General features: G+C 69.6%; 18 protein-coding genes and 1 pseudogene. 7 read left to right on the top strand and 12 right to left on the bottom strand.

Annotation, left to right across the window (positions count from 1 at the left end):
• Positions 1-2: 2 nt before the first annotated feature.
• The 3 genes from FE633_RS07080 to FE633_RS07090 form a co-directional block, all read right to left on the bottom strand.
• The gene (locus tag FE633_RS07080; protein ID WP_212747175.1) at positions 3-986 is read right to left on the bottom strand and encodes a carbohydrate ABC transporter permease; all 984 of its coding nucleotides are present in this window, start codon (positions 984-986) and stop codon (positions 3-5) included.
• 106 nt (positions 987-1,092) lie between these two features.
• Positions 1,093-2,415, bottom strand: coding sequence for a carbohydrate ABC transporter substrate-binding protein (locus tag FE633_RS07085; protein WP_138044231.1), 1,323 nt, complete (start codon positions 2,413-2,415; stop codon positions 1,093-1,095).
• Positions 2,416-2,654: 239 nt separating this feature from the next.
• Positions 2,655-3,674, bottom strand: a complete 1,020-nt coding sequence (locus FE633_RS07090; RefSeq protein WP_138044232.1) for a LacI family DNA-binding transcriptional regulator — start codon at positions 3,672-3,674, stop codon at positions 2,655-2,657.
• Positions 3,675-3,768: 94 nt separating this feature from the next.
• On the opposite strand from FE633_RS07090, the gene FE633_RS07095 reads away from it, so the two are divergent.
• Positions 3,769-5,610 (top strand): glycoside hydrolase family 35 protein, encoded by a 1,842-nt coding sequence (locus FE633_RS07095; protein WP_138044233.1) that lies wholly within the window; start codon positions 3,769-3,771, stop codon positions 5,608-5,610.
• 189 nt (positions 5,611-5,799) lie between these two features.
• Here FE633_RS07095 and FE633_RS07100 read toward each other — a convergent pair whose 3' ends face one another.
• Positions 5,800-6,459, bottom strand: a complete 660-nt coding sequence (locus tag FE633_RS07100; RefSeq protein ID WP_171059842.1) for a TetR/AcrR family transcriptional regulator — start codon at positions 6,457-6,459, stop codon at positions 5,800-5,802.
• A 120-nt stretch (positions 6,460-6,579) separates the two neighbouring features.
• Here FE633_RS07100 and FE633_RS07105 point away from each other — a divergent pair, with 120 nt between their 5' ends.
• From FE633_RS07105 to FE633_RS49435, 4 genes and pseudogenes are all read left to right on the top strand, one after another.
• On the top strand, positions 6,580-7,350 hold the full coding sequence (locus FE633_RS07105) for an SDR family NAD(P)-dependent oxidoreductase (protein ID WP_138044234.1): 771 nt from the start codon (positions 6,580-6,582) through the stop codon (positions 7,348-7,350).
• Between the two features lie 44 nt (positions 7,351-7,394).
• Entirely contained in the window at positions 7,395-9,266 is a 1,872-nt protein-coding gene (locus FE633_RS07110; protein WP_138044235.1) for a flavin-containing monooxygenase, read from the top strand.
• A gap of 67 nt (positions 9,267-9,333) precedes the next feature.
• Positions 9,334-10,965, top strand: a complete 1,632-nt coding sequence (locus tag FE633_RS07115; protein ID WP_246113474.1) for an SMP-30/gluconolactonase/LRE family protein — start codon at positions 9,334-9,336, stop codon at positions 10,963-10,965.
• A 313-nt stretch (positions 10,966-11,278) separates the two neighbouring features.
• A pseudogene (locus tag FE633_RS49435) lies at positions 11,279-11,359 on the top strand (Lrp/AsnC family transcriptional regulator); the annotation flags it as partial.
• A 57-nt stretch (positions 11,360-11,416) separates the two neighbouring features.
• Here the strand turns inward: FE633_RS49435 and FE633_RS07125 are convergent.
• From FE633_RS07125 to FE633_RS07145, 5 genes are all read right to left on the bottom strand, one after another.
• Entirely contained in the window at positions 11,417-11,833 is a 417-nt protein-coding gene (locus tag FE633_RS07125; protein ID WP_138044237.1) for a nuclear transport factor 2 family protein, read from the bottom strand.
• Positions 11,834-11,838: 5 nt separating this feature from the next.
• Entirely contained in the window at positions 11,839-12,645 is an 807-nt protein-coding gene (locus FE633_RS07130) for an MBL fold metallo-hydrolase (RefSeq protein ID WP_138044238.1), read from the bottom strand.
• A 26-nt stretch (positions 12,646-12,671) separates the two neighbouring features.
• Positions 12,672-13,298, bottom strand: a complete 627-nt coding sequence (locus FE633_RS07135; RefSeq protein ID WP_138044329.1) for a DsbA family protein — start codon at positions 13,296-13,298, stop codon at positions 12,672-12,674.
• A 201-nt stretch (positions 13,299-13,499) separates the two neighbouring features.
• Positions 13,500-13,994 carry a MarR family winged helix-turn-helix transcriptional regulator gene (locus FE633_RS07140; RefSeq protein ID WP_138044239.1) on the bottom strand — a complete coding sequence of 165 codons (495 nt, stop codon included), beginning with the start codon at positions 13,992-13,994 and terminating at the stop codon, positions 13,500-13,502.
• 180 nt (positions 13,995-14,174) lie between these two features.
• Positions 14,175-14,747, bottom strand: coding sequence for a GNAT family N-acetyltransferase (locus tag FE633_RS07145; RefSeq protein WP_138044240.1), 573 nt, complete (start codon positions 14,745-14,747; stop codon positions 14,175-14,177).
• A gap of 194 nt (positions 14,748-14,941) precedes the next feature.
• On the opposite strand from FE633_RS07145, the gene FE633_RS07155 reads away from it, so the two are divergent.
• Positions 14,942-15,154, top strand: coding sequence for an MmyB family transcriptional regulator (locus FE633_RS07155; protein ID WP_246113475.1), 213 nt, complete (start codon positions 14,942-14,944; stop codon positions 15,152-15,154).
• A 50-nt stretch (positions 15,155-15,204) separates the two neighbouring features.
• Here the strand turns inward: FE633_RS07155 and FE633_RS07160 are convergent, their stop codons facing one another.
• Complete coding sequence (locus tag FE633_RS07160) at positions 15,205-15,498, bottom strand: hypothetical protein (protein ID WP_138044241.1); 294 nt, start codon at positions 15,496-15,498, stop codon at positions 15,205-15,207.
• A 78-nt stretch (positions 15,499-15,576) separates the two neighbouring features.
• Positions 15,577-15,837 (bottom strand): hypothetical protein, encoded by a 261-nt coding sequence (locus tag FE633_RS07165; protein ID WP_138044242.1) that lies wholly within the window; start codon positions 15,835-15,837, stop codon positions 15,577-15,579.
• 245 nt (positions 15,838-16,082) lie between these two features.
• Between FE633_RS07165 and FE633_RS07170 the strand changes: the two genes are divergently transcribed.
• Complete coding sequence (locus FE633_RS07170; protein WP_138044243.1) at positions 16,083-16,583, top strand: DUF5994 family protein; 501 nt, start codon at positions 16,083-16,085, stop codon at positions 16,581-16,583.
• A 213-nt stretch (positions 16,584-16,796) separates the two neighbouring features.
• Here the strand turns inward: FE633_RS07170 and FE633_RS07180 are convergent, their stop codons facing one another.
• Complete coding sequence (locus FE633_RS07180; RefSeq protein ID WP_138044244.1) at positions 16,797-17,372, bottom strand: DUF5994 family protein; 576 nt, start codon at positions 17,370-17,372, stop codon at positions 16,797-16,799.
• Between the last annotated feature and the right edge of the window lie 120 nt (positions 17,373-17,492).

Here is a 17,492-nt window from a genome sequence, read left to right on the forward strand (position 1 = left end):
CCTCAGAACTGGAGGGGCTCGCGCCGCGTCGCCCGGCTCACCAGGAGCGACACGAGGAACGAGAACGCGAAGATGACGACACCGATGGCCATGCCGTAGCCGTACGACGAGTTCGTGTACGCCTGCTTGTACATGTAGTTCAGCAGGACGTCGGAGGAGCCGTCGGGCCCGCCGCCGGTCATCGCGCGGACCAGGACGAAGCTGAGGTTCACGGCGCTCATGACGAAGAACGTCAGCGTGGTGCGGAGGCTTTGCCAGATGAGCGGCAGCGTGATGGCGAAGAACTGCCGGGTGGCGGAGGCCCCGTCGAGCGCGCTCGCCTCGTAGAGCTCTTCCGGGATGCTCGACATGCCCGCCATGTAGAGGACCATGTAGTAGCCCAGCGACTGCCAGACCATCGCGATCGCGACGGAGTAGAGCACGAGTTTCTGATTGCCGAGCCAGACCTGTTGCAGGCCGTCGAGGGAGAGCAGCCGGAGCGTGCCGTTGAGCAGACCGTTCTTCTGGTCGTACACGGCGGAGAAGATCGCCGCGATCACGACGACCGAGAGCACGTTGGGGATGTAGAGGACGAACCGGTACAGGTTCCGCCCGCGCAGCCGTTGCCGGGTCATGATCGCGGCGAGGAACAGGCCCAAGCCCATCGTCACCACGGTCACCACGACCAGGAGCGCGACCGTGTTCTGGAACGCGCGCACGAACTGCTCGTCGTCGAGGAGGTGGCGGAAGTTGTCGAGCCCCACGAAGCGCTTGTCGGGGGAGAACCCGCCCCAGGTGTAGAGGGACGTCCGGAACACGTTCACCGTCGGGATCACCATGAAGACCGCGAAGAGGACCAGCGCGGGCAGCAGGCAGGCGAGCACGAAGCCGGTGTTGCCGCGCCGGCGGGCCGGGGACCGGGAGCGGCGCCGGGAACTCCCGGCGGACGGCGCCGGTACGGATGTGCGGTCCGTCGATCCTGGGGGTGGGTTGGAGAGGGTCGTCACCGTGCCGGTCCTTGGGTCGCTCGAGGGAGTCGAGGGTGCGCGGAGAGGGGCTCCGGGGTGCAGGCGCCGGCGGCGGCCCGGGTGTGCCGGGCCGCCGCCGGGCACGTCAGTCGCCCGCCTGGCGCAGCTTTTCGCTGGCGTCGTTCAGCGCGGCCTGCCACTTGTCCTCAGTGGTGTCGCCGCTGATGATGCTGTTGGCGGTGTCGAAGAGCGTGGCCTTGATGTCGACGCCCTGGACGGGCGCGGTGCTCGCGAATCCGCCGACGACCGGGGCGACCGACGGGTCCTCGTACACCTTGTAGAACTCGGCGTTCTCCCCGGACAGGCTGCTCGCGATGCCCTCGATCGGCTGGATCGCGTTCGACTTGGCGAAGATCTTCGCCGCCTTGTCGGAGTACAGGTAGGCGATGAAGTCCTTGGCCGCGTCCTTGTGTTCGGCGGCGCTGGGTATCCAGACCGACTCGACCGACGTCGTGATGTAGCGCTTGCTGCCCGCGGTGACCGCCGGCAGCGGTGTCAGACCCCACTTGAAGCCCTTCGCGCGTGGAGCATCCGCCATCTCGCCGACGATCCAGGTTCCGTTCGGCATGAACAGCGCCTTGTTGTCGAGGACCAGCTGCTGGTTCTTGGTGAAGTCCTGCTCGTTGGCGTATCCGACGGTGGCCGGCGCGGCGTAGCCCAGCAGCTTGGTGGTGATGTCGAGGGCCTTGCGGGCGTCCGCCGTCTTCCAGACGCCCTTCTTGTACGTCATGACGTCTTTGTAGAACTGCTCCCCGCCGATGTCGGCGAGGAGCGCGAAGAAGAACGAGTCGAGGTACCCGGCGGTCGGGTACGTGAACAGCGGTATGCCCTGCTTCTTGGCTTTGTCTCCGAGCGCGAACATCTCGTCCCAGGTGCCCGGGACCTTCCAGCCCTTCTGCTCCAACAGGCCCTTGTTGTAGAAGAGTCCGGTCGGCGCGTAGTACATCGGCATGAGGTACGTCTTGTCCGTGCGGTACGGGTTCGTGTTGAGGTTGCCGACGATGCCCTCGGTGAGCTTGTCCCCCACGGTCTTGTCCTCGCCGGGGACCTTCTCCTTCAGTACGGGGGTGAGGTCCTCCAGGGCCTTGTCCTTGATGAGGGTCTCGGTGAGGGCGGCCTTACGGCCCTGGCCGAGCACCACGACGTCCGGGTACTTTCCCGCCTTCATGTTCGGGGTGATCTCGTCTTCGATGCTCTTCGAGATCTGCAACTTGACGTCGATGTCGGGGTGCGAAGCCTCGTACTGCTTGATGACCTGCGTGTACATGTCCCGGCCGTAGCCGCCTTCGAGGGCGGCGACCTTGAGGGTGGTCTTGCCGGAGTCCGAGCCACCCCCGCCGGCCGAGCAGCCGGCGAGCAGTCCGAGCACCGTGACCGCGGCGCCCGCGAGGACGAGCGATCTCCTCATTTGGGGTCCTTCCCGTGGACAGTTGCCCACCTGACTGCGAGCGGAGGAACAAGTCCCGGGGCCGGCTCCATCGGAGGCCACGCCGCCGTGACGCCGCGCCAACGCACCTGAGATCTGGATCACTCGGTGATCCGGACTTGTTACGATGGCACCGATAACATGAAGGCTTACGGTGGCACTGATCACATGAAGGCGCAAGAGGCCCACGAGGGCATTTCAGCGAACGGCCGACACGAGGGTCAGCGAGAGCGCGGCGGTGCCGTGGAGGCGCGTACCGACAGTGACGCGGTGGCGACGGATTCGTCGACGTCGGCATCGTCGCCCTGCAGCAGCAGGGCCACGGCCGCTTGGCCGTAGCGGTAGAAGTCCTGCCGGACGGTCGTCAGCGGCGGAGAGCAGTAGGCCGCCAGGGCGATGTCGTCGACGCTCACGATGGACACGTCGTCGGGCACCGACCGGCCGCGCTCGCGCAGGGCGCGGATCACCCCGAAGGCCATCTCGTCGCTGGCGGCGAAGACCGCGGTCACCTCCGGGATCATCGCGATGATCTGCCCCTGCCGCTGTCCCGAGTCGGGCGACCAGTCGCCCTCGAGGGGCGGCGGCGCCTCGATCCCGGCCGCGGCCAGGCACTCCTGCCAGCCCTGCCGCCGCTGACGCGCCTCGATCCACTCGTCGGGACCGGAGATGTGCCAGACCTGGCGGTGCCCCAGGTCGAGCAGGTGCTGCGTGGCGACACGGCCCGCCTCCTGCTGGTCGATCCCGAGCACCCGGGCGCCCGCCGTCCGCGAGCCGTCCAGGGTGACGGTCGGGATGTCGCGGGTGATGTCCTCCATCTTCGGCGTCACCGAGATGAGCGGCACGGCGATGACGAAGCCGTCGACGCCCTGGTCGGCGAGCTTGGACAGGGATCGCTCCATCAGGCCGGTGTCGAGCGCGGCGATGGTCGCGATGCTCACCGCGTACCCGGCCTCGCCGGCGGCCGCCTCGACACCGGCGGTCACCGCCGAGCGCGAGTAGTACCCGCCGGACGCCAGCAGTACGAGGCCGATGGTGTGACTGCGCCCGGAGGAGAGCGCCCTGGCGGCGCTGTTGAACCGGTAGCCGACCTGTTCCACGGCGGCGAGCACGCGCCTTCTGGTCTCGGGGTTGACGTTCGGCGAGCCGCGGAGCGCGCGCGAGACGGTCTGCGCCGACACCCCGGCGGTCCGGGCCACGTCAGCCATGCTCGGCTGCCTCAGCCTCGCGGTGCCCTCGGTCATGGCGCTCCCCTCCCGCGGCCGGCCCGCGACATCGTCTTCCACCCGATCATATCGAACTTGTTACGCATGGCATCGATAACATAAGCTCCGCACCGTGACTGAGCCCCCCACGACACACATCTCTCCGGCCCACACCGTGGCGGATGCGGCGGCCGGCGCCGCCACCGGCGCGCTCACCTGGCGTGGGGGCCGCCTGTACCGGGACGGCGTTCCCCATCGCATCCTGTCCGGGGCACTGCACTACTTCCGCGTCCACCCCGACCTCTGGCGGGACCGGATACGCCGGCTCGCCGACCTCGGGCTCAACACCGTCGACACCTACGTGGCATGGAATTTCCATCAGCCCCACGAGGACGAGGCGCCACGCTTCGACGGCTGGCGGGACATCGAGCGGTTCATCCGCACGGTGGGTGAGGAGGGCCTCGACGTCATCATCCGGCCCGGCCCGTACATCTGCGCGGAGTGGTCCAACGGCGGCCTGCCGAGCTGGCTCACCGGCCGGGACGTCGCGGTCCGCAGCTCGGATCCGGCGTTCACCTCCGCCGTCGGCCGATGGTTCGACGAGCTGGTCCCGCGCATCGCCGCGCTCCAGACCGGCGAGGGCGGGCCGGTCGTGGCGGTCCAGGTGGAGAACGAGTTCGGCAGCTTCGGCGACGACCACGCCTATCTGCGCTGGAATCGCCAGGCCCTGATCAGAGGGGGCATCCGGGAGCTGCTGTTCACCGCCGACGGACCCACCGAGCTCATGCTGGACGGCGGTACCCTGCCCGGCACCCTGACGACCGTCACCCTGGGCTCCAAGCCCGACGACGCCCGGCAGCTCCTCGCGCGACGGCGACCGGACGAACCGTTCGTGGTCGCCGAGTTCTGGAACGGCTGGTTCGACCACTGGGGCAAGCGGCACCACGTCCGCGGGGTGGAAAGCGCGGTCCGCACACTCCGCGGCATCATCGCCGACGGCGGCAGCGTGAGCATCTACATGGCACACGGCGGCACCAACTTCGGGCTGTGGGCGGGCGCCAACGAGGACGAGGGCCGATTGCAGCCCATCGTGACGAGTTACGACTCCGACGCGCCGATCGCCGAGGACGGCACGTTCACCGCCAAGTTCTTCGCCGTGCGCGAGGCGCTCGGCGCGGGTGGGCCCGTCCGGTCACCCGCGCGGATGCCGACACTCCCCCCGGCACACGTCCCGCTGGTCCACCGCGCCGACCTGCTCGCCGGCCTCCGCGCCGTGCCGGCCCCGACCTCGACCGCCCCGCGCCCCGCCTCGTTCGAGCATCTCGGGCTCGACGCGGGAATGGTCCTGCACACGGCGCACCCGCGCATCCCGGCGGGCGAGCACCGGCTCACTCTCATCGACGTACGCGACCGGGCCCTGGTCTTCGCCGACGGCACCCTCCTCGGCGTCGCCGATCCCGACGACCCGGAACTCCCCATCCACGGAACCGGCGACGTCGTACGGCTTGATGTCCTGGTCGAGAACCTCGGCCGGGTGAACTATGGGCCGGGCATCGGCCGGCACAAGGGCCTGCTCGGTCCCGTCCTCGTCGACCGGCGCATCGTGCAGGGGTGGGACAGCACGCCGGTCGCGCTGCAGGAGTGGTCCCCCACGGAGCTGGCCGACGCGGTCGCCGCCGGTCCCGCGACCACGCACGCCGGGTTCGCCGTCGCGACGCTTCACGTCGACACGCCCGCGGACACCTTCCTCGCGCTGCCGGAGTCGAGCCGTGGCCTCGTCTGGGTCAACGGGTTCCTGCTCGGCCGCTACTGGGAGATCGGGCCGCAGGTCACGCTGTACTGCCCGGCACCGCTGCTGCGCGCGGGCGAGAACACCGTGACGGTCCTCGAGCTGGAACGGCTCGGCGGAACCCTGGAGTTGCGGGATCGCCCCGAGCTGGGACCGCCGGAGGAGTACGTCGAGGAGTTCGGCTGACAACTCCGGATCATTTCTTCGGGGTGGCTGAGCGGGTCGGTCGCACCGCTGTTGAGCGTGGTTGGCCGCCCATACCGGCACGCTGTGGGCACGGGCTCGAAGCACGGTGAGTCGCGGCGCCGTCCTCCTAGGTCAGCCCGCCCGGAACGAGCCGGGCCCAGTCGACCATGGCCCCGCCCTGCGGCCCGCTCACCCCTCGGTGGAGGAGCCGGTCCCGGAAGGCGCAGGAGCTTCCGCTTCGGAGAGCCGGGCGATCATCCGCAGAGCGCGCGTGTTGGTTTCCCCGAGAGAGGGGCCCGTCGACTGGTCGGAGCGCAGGGCCCAGTCCTCCACCCCGATGCGCAGCGCGGTGTTCAGCACGCCTGCTTCCAGACGGACCGCGAGGTCGTCGGCGGGCCGATGCGTGCGGTCGGCGATCATGGCGGCGAACGCGGCTTCGGCGTCGTAATGCGCCTCCAGCCAGACGGCGCGCAGTCCCGGCTCGTCACGGCACAGCCGTACGAGGTCGCGCAGCGCTTCCAGGCGCGCTCCGGTGGCTCCGCCGTGATGGACGTTCATGATCGCTTCGGCGAGCGAGGAGTCTCCCTTCCAGTCCTTCAGGTTCTCCGTGAGTATCTCCAGGCCCGTCGTGAGCAGGGGGCGGACGCACTCCTCCTTCGAGCGGAAGTACCGCCACAGCGTGCGCGTGGACACCCCCGCCGTGGAGGCGATGTCCTCCGCGGTGGTCGCCGCCACGCCCTGGGCGACGAAGAGCCGGACCGCCTCCTCGGCGATCTCCATACGTGTCTCGGCGCGCCGCCGCTCCGTCAACGGCGGTCGCCCTGTGGTGCCGCCGGCTCGTCCGGCCATGCGCCCCTCCTCGACTTGCTGTGCCCACTTTAATTTATGTCGCGCTGAGACTTTGTGTCGCACTGAGACAGAAACTAGTAGCCTCATGGGCACGCCAACGCGTCGAGCAGAGGAGCCCTCATGGGTGCTACGGGTCTGTCAGGCAAGAGCGTCATCGTCACCGGAGCCGCGTCCGGCATCGGCCGTGCCACCGCTCTGCGTTTCGCCGCGGAGGGAGCGAAGGTCGTCGTCGCCGACCTGAACGCCGAGGGGGCCAAGAGCGTCGTCGGCGCGATCGAGTCCGCGGGGGGAACGGCCGTCGCTGTCACGGGCGACCTGAGCGACAGTGCGGTGGTCGACGGAGTCGTGGCGAGCGCGGTCGACACCTTCGGCGGCATCGACGTCCTGGTCAACAACGCGGGCGTCATGGACAGCATGTCCGCGACGGCGGATGTCACCGACGCCGAGTGGGAGCGGGTCCTACGGATCAATCTCACGGCGCCGTTCCTGCTGACGCGCGCCGTTCTGCCGCACATGCTCGCGGCGGGAGGCGGATCCATCGTCAACACCGCGTCCGAGGCGTCGCTGCGCGGCAGCGCGGCGGGGACCGCGTACACCGTCTCCAAGCACGGTGTCCTCGGGCTCACCCGCTCTCTCGCGGTGATGTACCGGGACAAGGGCATCCGCGCCAACGCCATAGCACCGGGCGGCACGATCACCGACATCACCGCCAACGTCGACATCGACCGGCATTCCCACGGACCGTCCGTCCTCGGTGGGCACATGCACAACATGGGCCGTGTCTCCGAACCGGAGGAGCAGGCCGCCGCCATCGTCTATCTCGCTTCCGACGCGGCAAGCAGCGTCAACGGCGTCATCCTGCCGGTGGACAACGGCTGGGCAGCGGTCTGATCGCGTCGAGAACCACGCCTGCCTCAGAGAAAGGGGACACACACATGTCCACCCCCCACACTTTGTCTGAACCGAATCGTCCCGATCCACAGGACCTGGGCTCGGACCAGGACCAGGACCAGGACCAGGACCCGGGCCTGGACCCGGGCCTGGACCTGGATGCCCTGCGCGAGCGGTACCGGGCCGAGCGTGACCGGCGGATCCGTCCTGACGGCAATCGTCAATACCGGCGTACCACCGGCGAGTTCGGCCACTTCGACGCGGACCCCCATGCCGAGCCCGGGTTCACCCGGGAGCCCTTGAACGACCATGTCGAGGTCGTGGTCATCGGCGGTGGATTCGGCGGCCTGCTGGCCGGCGCCCGCCTGCGCCAGGCGGGATTGCGGGAGATCCGGATCATCGAGAAGGGCGGGGACTTCGGCGGAACCTGGTACTGGAACCGGTACCCAGGAATTCACTGCGACATCGAGTCGTACGTCTACATGCCACTGCTCGAAGAAGTCGGCTACATCCCGAAGTGGAAGTACGCGCCGGGCGAGGAGATCAGACAGCATTCACAGGCGATCGCGAAGCACTTCGATCTCTACCGCGATGCCTGCTTACAGACGCAGGTGACCGAACTCCGCTGGGACGAGACCAAGTTCGCGTGGGTCATCGGTACCGATCGCGGCGACCGCATGAGCGCGCGCTACGTCGTGGTGGCGACCGGATTGCTCAGCCAGCCCAAACTGCCCGGGATCCCGGGGATCGAGACCTTCAAGGGGCACACGTTCCACACGAGCCGCTGGGACTACGGCTACACCGGCGGTGACGCGAACGGCGGCCTCGACAAGCTCGCCGACAAACGCGTGGCCCTCATCGGCACGGGGGCGACCGCCATCCAGGTCGTACCGCATCTCGGGCGGGACGCGCAGCACCTGTACGTGTTCCAGCGCACCCCGTCCTCGGTGGACGTGCGCGGACAGCGCCCCACGGATCCGGAGTGGGCCAAGTCGCTGACGCCTGGCTGGCAGCGGCGCCGCAGGGACAACTTCCTCGCGGTCGTGACGGGTGGCCGGGCGGACGAGGACCTGGTGGCCGACGGCTGGACCAGCAGTGCCCGCCTGCAACAGAAGCTCGTCCCGAGCAACAACTACGCGGACGTCACGCCCGAGGAGCGGGAACGTCTGGAAGAGATCGCCGACTTCCAGAAGATGAACGAGCTCCGGGCCCGGGTGGAGGCCGTCGTCGAGGACCCGGCGACCGCCGAGGCGCTCAAACCCTGGTACCGCTACATGTGCAAGCGGCCCACGTTCAGCGACTCGTACCTGGACACGTTCAACCGGCCCGACGTCACGCTGGTGAACACCGCTGACCACGGGGGTGTGGAGCGCATCACCGAACACGCCGTCGTGGTCGGCGGGGTCGAGTACGAGGTCGACTGCGTCATCTTCGGGACCGGCTTCGAAGTCGGCGTTTCCGGGCTGCTGTCCGGGCAACTCCCCGCGTACGGCAGGGACGGCGTCACCCTGCTGGACTCCTGGAAGACCGGCCCGAGGACGCTCCACGGGTTCTACAGCCAGGGTTTCCCCAACCTGTTGATGCTCGGCTCGATACAGAGCGCCAGTTCCGTGAACTACGTCCACGTCCTCGACGAACAGGCGACCCACGTCGCCGAGGTCGTCGCCGAGGCGCGCCGGCGTCGGGCCCGGTACGTGGAGCCGACGGCCGAGGCCGAGGCCGCCTGGGTGGCCACGATCCGGGAAAAGGCGGCCGACCTGCACAAGTTCCAGGCCGAGTGCACCCCCGGCTACTACAACGGCGAGGGCATGCCCAGACAGCGCAGCGAGTCGTACGGCGACGGACCGGTCGCGTTCTACGAGTTGCTCAGGCGCTGGCGCGCGGACGGAGGCATGAGCGAGGTCATCGCCGAATGACGACCGACCACGCGAGCCCGCCGCAGTCACCACGCCACAGCCACCACACCACGGACAGGAAGTGACCGTGCGACCCAGCCGATTCGACGACACGGGACGCCGACAGCCCACGAGCGAGCGGTGGGACACCAGGAGGCTCAACCCGCCCAACCCGCTGTGGGGTTCCAACGGCGTCGCGTTCGGACCCGACGGGCGGCTGTACGTCGCGCAGTTCCTCGCCGGGCAGATCAGCGCCGTGGACCCGGCGGGCGGGGACGTGGAGGTGGTCGTGCCGATGGACGGCCCGGTCCAGTCACCGGACGACCTCGCCTTCGGGGCGGACGGCTCGATGTACATCGCCGACCTGGTCCCCGGCCGGGTGTGGCGCCGCAGCCCCCAGGGCGAGTACACCCTGGTCTCCGACGAGGTGAAGGTGCCCAACGGCATCACCTGTATCGGCGACCGGCTCTTCGTCAACGAGATGAAGATGAACGGCCGCCTGCTCGAACTGTTCCCGGAGGGCGGTGACCCCGTCGTTCTCACCGACGGGCTGGCCTTCGGCAACGCGATGCAGCTCGGCCCGGACGGCTACCTGTACTACCCGCACATGATCAGCAATCAGGTCTGGCGCATTCCCCCCGAGGGCGGTGTGCCGGAGGTGGTCGCCGAGGACGTACACGACCCGGTCGCGGTCCGTTTCGACAAGGGCGGCGTCCTGAACGTGCTGTCGCGGGGCCCGGAAGGCTTCGTGACCCGCATCGACCTCCACGGCACCGGATCCCGGTCGCTCGTCACCAGCGGTGTCGTGGGGCTGGACAACGCCGCGTTCGACGCGGAGAACCGTATGTTCGTCTCCAGCTTCGCGAGCGGCGGCATCACGGAGATGCATTCCGACGGACGTACCCGGCAGATCGTGCCCCGTGGCCTCGACGGCCCTTATGGGGTGACGATCGACCTCGGCGGCACGGTGTACGCGGCCGACCACTACCGAGTGGTGCGCCCGGAGGAGCGCTCGAAGGATCGCTCGGAGGACTCCGACGGGGGCGAGCCGGGCGGCGTGACCACGGAGGCGCTGCTGATCTTCACCCACGGCATCACCGCCGACGGCGGACTCCTGCACGTCACCTCGCAGTTCGGCAACGTCCAGACCTACGACCCCGAGCGCGGGACCACGCGGGTCAGGGCGACCGGGCTCCGTCAGCCCTTGGGCCTCGCGGTGCGGACGGACGGCGCGCTCGTGGTCGCCGAGACCGGCGCCGGCCGCATCATCGCCATTGACGAGGGCGACACCGTCACCGTGCTCGCCGAAGGACTCGAACACCCCGTGGACGTGGCCTTCGACGCCGAGCAGCGCTGTTACGTCAGCGACGACCGGCGCGGGGCGGTGCTGCGGATCGACGACGGAGAGGCGGTGCCCGTCGCGGAGGGTCTCGGCGCCCCACAGGGCCTGGCCGTCCGCGGCGACGAACTGTTCACCGTGGACACCGAGCAACGGAGGCTGTGGGCGGTGTCCCTGACCACGGGGGAGTGCAGGATCGACGCCGAAGACCTGGCAGTCGGCGTACCCCCGGGGATCATCCGCCGTGCCGAGCCCGCGCTGTTCGCGCACGGAGGGCCCGGCATGGCGGGCCAGTTCGCGGGCCTCGCCGTGGCCCCGGACGGATCCCTTGTCCTCTCGGCCAACGGCGAGGGCACGGTGCTGCGCCTGTCACCAGCGTAAAGGCGGAGGTGGCGCTGCCCCGGGGGGCACGTCGGTTCCCCGGCTTCCGCTCCTGCCGGCGCACTGTCGGACTACGACGTCGGCTGGGTGAACCTCGCCCTCGACGGGCCCGAAGCGACCGCCACCGCCACACACGCCCGGCCACCTGGCGTTGTGGCAGCCGGACCGCAGCACACGCCCGTCGCGGCGGAGACCCTGCGCGTGCCGTTTCCCCGCGCGTGGCCTGCCGCGGCGCGGGCAGCAGCATGCGCGGGGAGAGATCGGCGAGCCGGTGCAGGGGAGGCGAGGTCCGGGTGTGTGCACGACCTCCCGGTCCACCCTGCCGGGCGTGCAGCGCTTGACCTCGACCATGGTGATGAAGCACGTGGTCAGCGACCGCCCGCTCCCTGCGTAGGGTGCCGTACGCCGCGGCGCGTGGTGCGCGGCGGCGTACGGCCGTGGTGCGGTCGGGTCAGTCGGTCATGGCCTCGCGGACGAGCGCCGTGTCGACGTACTGCTCGAAGCGCACGATGAGCCCGCCGCGTACGACGAAGTGGTGGGCGACGCGAACGTCGATCGGCTTGCCGGTGGCCTTGTTGACGGCCGTGTAGCGGGCGAGGACGACGACGTTCTCGCCGTCGACGACGTAGTTGTCGTCGTGGGCGATCCAGTCGTCCCAGTCGTGGCCGAGCTTCTCCATCACGTTGGCCGTGACCCCGTCAGGGGTGCGGTAGGTGCCGGCGAGGGGGAAGCCGGCCATCTCGGTCCACTCCACGTCGGGGGCGAGGGTGGCGCGCAGGGCTTCCAGGTCGCGCGCCGCGGAGGCGAGGTACTGGCGGCGTACGACATCCGCAGGAGCCGTGGACCCGCTGAATTCGGTGTTGGCCATGGGGGTCAGCCCCACTTCATCTCGCCCTTGGCGACCTTCGCGCCGATCTGGGCGGCGATCAGCATGCCGTTGTCGGGGTAGCGCTTGACGAGGGCATCGGTCAGCGCGGCGCCGTCGGCGGCCTTGCCGAGCTCCTCCTCGAAGGCGAGCAGGTAGTCGCGGGTGGCGGTGATGGCGGAGGCGTCCGCGGGAGTGTCCGGCAGGCGGTGGCCGGGGACGACCAGCTGCGGGTCGAGGGCGGCCATCTCGTCCAGGAGCCTGATCCAGGCGGAGCGGTCGGCGGGGGCGGGGGTGTCGGCGACCCACACGTGCTCCTGCTGGAAGAGCAGGACGCCGCCGAGGAGGGCGCGGTGCTCGGCCTGCCAGAGGTAATGGCGGTCGGGCAGTCCGGCGGGGCCGCCCTTGAGTTCGAAGCGGTGGCCTTCGAGGGTGAGGTCGCCGGTCAGCGGGGTGAGTTCGACCAGGCGGGTGGGCAGGTTCGGGCCGAGGGCCTCCCACGCCTTGAGCTTGCCCTCGTAGGAGTGCTGGATGTGCTCGATGACGATCGGGGTGGCCACGAACTGCGCGTCGGGGAAGGCGTCGGCGATCACTTCGGCACCGAAGTAGAAGTCCGGGTCGCCGTGGCTGACGACCACGGTCGTCAGCTTCTTGCCCGAGTCGAGGACCTCGGCAGCCAGGCGATGGCCGTCGGCACGGGTGAAGCCGGCGTCGACCAGCAGCGCCTCCTGCTCGCCGGTGACGACGGTGGCGGTCTTGTTCTTGCTCCCGGCGGGGAAGTCGAGGTCGTGGACCTGGAAGGAAAGGGTGCTCATGCTGGGCTCCTTGGGGGGAGGGGGGCTCAGTGGGTGTGGTCGGCAGTCAGGGCTGCCAGCCGCTGGTCGATCTCGTCGGCGGTGGCGTGGCCGTGGGCCAGGACGGTGACGGATTCGCCGTCGACCGCAAGGAGGGTGGGGAAACCGGTGACGCCCAGTGCGGCCGTGCGGCGGAGGTCGGCATCGGCGGCGGCCTGCGCCTCGGGCGCCTTGAAGGCGGCGAGTACGGCGTCGGCGTCCAGCCCGGCTTCCTCGGCCACCGTCCGGTAGGTGGCCGTGTCGGACAGGCTGCGGCCGCCGACGTAGAAGGCCCGCTGCAGGGCGATCGCCAGTTCCGCCGCCCGCTCGGGGGCGGCCAGGCGCAGAACGGCCACACCGCGGGCGGCGGCCTCGGAGTCCATGACGAACGAGCCGTCGGCGATCAGCCGCTCGTAGCTGTCGCCGAACTCGGCACCGGTCAGCTCTGCGATCTTGGCGTTCGCGCCTTGGACGTAGCCGAATTCGCGGATCGGCACTCGGCGCGATCCGGTGAACAGGCCGCCGGAGACCACCTCCACCGGCAGCTCGGGGTGGCGGGAGACGACCTCGCGGAGCGTCCCGGAGAAGCCATGGGACCAGCCGCAGTAGGCGTCGAAGACGTAGGTGAGCTTCATGGAGGACCTCGACATGGGTGTGACGTCCGCCCGGCGCGAGCGAACCATCTGACAAAACAGTAACTGACACGTCAGATATTCCTGGGCGGGTGTGACGGCCGCCACACCCCTGTCTCCGCTGCCGTTGGATGGCGTTGGATCAAGCCGATTGGACGCCGTTGGATCAAGGCCGGTGCTCGACCGCGGCTCGGAGCCTTTCGGTCAGGGCAGACGGGGGAGAATGTCCCGCGCCGAATGGCTCAGGATGCGCAAGTCCTCCGCGAACCGTTCCCGGTCCTCGGCCGGCAGGGGGGCCAGGAAATAGCGGCGGATGTTCTCCACGTGCACCCGAGACGCGGCGACCGCGGTCTCCTCCCCTTGCGGGGTGAGGCGCACCAGCCGCCCGCGCCGGTCACCGGGGTCCTCGCTCCGTTCGACGTGCCCGGCCGCCTCCATACGATCCACCAGCCGCGTGGCACCGCCGGTGGTCAGCACCTGTTCCTGGGCGATGGCCCGCATCGACAGGCCGGGCTCACCCGCCCGGCCCAGGATGAGCAGCACCTCGAACATGAGATGGCTGATGCCGCACTCCTCTTCAAGGGCCCGCCCCAGGATGTACTCCAGCCGGTTCGCCGCCCCCTGCAGCCGCCCGAAGGCGAGGACCAGTTCGTTGTCGGCCGCCTGCTTCGCCGTCGAGATCTCCGCCTGCTCGCCCACGGCCCCGCGCCCTTCTCTTCGTCCCCGCCACTGATCCCCTGATCATGCCGTGCCTCCGGCTCCGGCACTCGGCCCGCCCGATGTTGTGGCGCTCACGGCCGTCGTTCGTCCGCACAGCACGCGATGATCATCGGTGGCCGCCGCACCTGGCGCCGGCCGCCGAGGCTCGGGGCTGATCCGTCAGCGCAGGTCGAGCCGCATCAGGATCCGAGGATGACCGGCCAGCACCGAGGTGGTGTCGGCGGCGTGGACGAACCCGGCGCGTTCGAAGTTCTTCCGGATCCCGGCGTACGCCATCGTCATGTCGACCTTGGCTTCCCCGTTGTCGAGGGGGTAGGCCTCGATCGCCGGTGCGCCGTGGCTGCGGGCGAACTCGACCGCGCCGGCGATGAGGGCGTGCGAGATGCCCCTCTTGCGATGGCCGGGGCGTACGCGGATGCACCACAGCGACCAGACCGGCAGGTCGTCGACGTTCGGGATCTTACGACTGCGCGCGAAGGACGTGTCCGCACGCGGCGCCACGGCCGCCCAGCCGACGGGCTCGTCGCCGTCGTAGGCGAGCACCCCCGGCGGGGGCCCCGTACGGCACAGCTCGGCAACGTACTCACCGCGGGCCGGCCCCCGAAGCTCGTTGTTGAGCTTGGGCGGGATCCGGTAGCTCAGGCACCAGCAGACGTTGGCTCCAGGCGACTTCGGGCCGACCAGGGTACGGACGTCTTCGAAGACCGAAGCCGGGCGAACCTCGATGGACATGGCACCACGATGTCACGGCGGAGGTGGCGATGCCGCTCAGCCTTCGGTGACACGGGACAACCACCGAGTGCGTCGACTCGTCGGCTGCACCTTGAGAACGGGCCTGGTCGGCGGCGAGTTCAGCGTGGCGCGAGCGCGGCGAAGGCTTCGTCGAGGAGGGCGACGAGTTCGCGTCGGCCGTCGGAGTCGGTCCAGTGGTCGACGGCTGCGTTGAGGCAGCCCAGCGCTACGGGGACACGAAGACCATCGTCCACCCCGACCTCGGCCGCATCGACGTGGACGCCCAGGTCCTGTTCACCGAGAACCGCGCCCAGACCCTGGTGGTCATGACCGCCCGCCCCGGCACGGAAAGCCAGGGAAAGCTCGAACTGCTCTCCGTCATAGGACACCAGCAGCTCACCCGCTGAGCCGTCGCGACCCAGGGACGACGGCCCTCAGCCAGGACACGGGCGACCAGTCAGTCACCCTGACCGTGTGCCTCCCACTGTTCCTGCTCTTCCTCCTGCTCCATGAAGCGGATGCCCTCATGGGTCAGCGAGACGGTGGCGGGAGTCTTGTGCGATGTCCACTCGACGGTGATCAGCCCCTCGCCGGCCAGGTAGGCGCAGGCCGCGGAGAGGTCCTCTTCGGCCAGGCCGAGCTCGTCGCGGAGTGTCAAGCCTCTGACGTCCGGGCGATTGCGTTCGAATGCCCCGTACAGGGATCTCAGGACCGCTTTCCGGTAGGTCTTGCGTTCACGGAGTGTCGCCATGGCTGTCATTCTCCGGGGCGTGGGCACCGGCGAGGGGGCGGACGTGGTGGCGTGGCGTCGTGGGCTCTCACGGTCCGGTCACACCTCGTCAGCGTGCGTGTGGTTCTCGAAGGCCGATTCGCTGGTCGCCAGCCAGGACCGTGCGGGCCCCGCGGCGGTGGTGGTGTCGATGGTGAGGTGGAGGCGGGTCCCTCCTTCGTTGCCGGCGGGGTAGCTGCGCTGCTCGCTCGAGTCGAAGCAGCGGCGAAGCACTTCGGCGACGCGCCGGGCGACCTCCGGCGACGCCGCGACGATGCCGACCTCGGCGTGGCCCGCGGAGGGCAAAGGCTCATCATTCATGCGTACTCCTGCGAGTCGCGGCGACGGGAACGAAGAAGATCGCGGCTGGACATGTCCGCCGTACGGATTGCAGCCGCCCGTCACCTACGGCCTCCCCTGAAGCCTATGCCCGCTCCCGTGATCCGTGCCCGAACCCGACACCGACGGTCACGATGCCGGTGAGTGCCGCCGGCCCGCGGAGTAGCGTGGGACGTGCGAATGGGGTGTTCGCGCACACACCACCTCGAAGACGGGCGGTCCCCCTCATGGCCGACTCCGACACATCCCCTGGCCGCCGGCAACTGCCCAGTGGCATTCATGAGGCCGTGAAGCCGGGGTGCGCTCTCCTCCGGCTGGAGACGACGCAGTCACGCGAAGGCGTCCTCGACGGCGCGTGGTGGCCACGGTCACGCGACATCGGCGCCGAGCTGCCCGACCTGCTGAGCGCGCTCACCGAGCACCTCGGGCCGATCACGCGCGTCGGGCTGGACACCGTGGCCTGGGACACGCTTCCGACACGGATCGTCGTCGACGACCGCGTCGTGCACATCGACTCTTTTCCGGTCGGTGACGACACCATTCTGATCACGCGAGGAGACGGGGACCTCTTCTCCATGCTGGTGGTGCCACCGCACGCGACACCCGAGGCCGCGCGCGCCACGATGGCCCAGGCCGTCCGGGCCGACAACATCACCGGGGCGGAACAGCTTCTCCTCGCCACCGGGACCGGGCGGGATCCGTCGGCCCGACGAGCCCGACGAGAATGAGGGTGATGCGGGTACGGGGTGGGCAGACCGGCCTGTGCTGCGGACGTCCGGGAACTCCGCCTGCCGAACTCCCGGCAGGGCACCGGCTTCGGTGGCGGTCGCGTCGCTGAGCGCGCGGTCGCGCGGTTCGATGCCGTCCTGCGGCGGTGTGCCGCCGACGGGCATGGCGCCGGGATGACGCCGTCGTAGACGGCGGGTGCCTGCTCTGAGCCGTCATGTGGTCGACGGCTGGCCCGACCGGACTGCGAGAGGCGGTTCGGGGGCCTCGTGCCCGCCTTCGGAGTCCCAGACCTGCTCCCGGGCCGAGTCCCCGTCGGTCTCCACCGCGGTGCGGAAGAGCTCGGCCTCCCGGATCAGGTCGCTCGCGGTGAGGTGGCACGACGGATCGGTGGCAGTGGTCATCAGCCGGGCGGCTGTCGCCGGATTGGTGTCCGGCGGGATCACCAGCAGGTCCCAGCGGCCGACGGTGTAGGAGAGCAACAGCAGCTTGTGCGGGTCCTGCTCGGCCGTGAACCAGCCGACCCGCACGACATGCCCGTGGACGGTCACTCTCCGGGGGACGACCGGCCAGAACGTGGGGTTCACCGTGACGCGGGTGATCCGCCCCCACAGCGGGTCGAGTACTGCGGTGAGCGCCGGGAGTTCCGTCGTCAGGTCGCGGGAGCGTGGCCACCACGCACCGTCGATCAGCGGGGGAGAGGTGTCGGCCGGCGCCAGCATGAGGCGGAGCGGCAAGGAAGAAGGGGTCCGGTCGTCGACCGCCGGCTTGTCCAACATGGTTGCGGTCATGACGCGAACCCTGCCCCGGGCCGGCTTGAACCGACCCGGCTGTCGTGAGTCGCCGGGAACGACACAAACATCGAAGCCTGTGTGCGAAGTGCTCTCGGTAACTCGAGGTTACTCCTGACC

Origin of the sequence: Streptomyces montanus (assembly GCF_005786655.1) — a bacterium.
GTDB lineage: Bacteria > Actinomycetota > Actinomycetes > Streptomycetales > Streptomycetaceae > Streptomyces > Streptomyces sporangiiformans.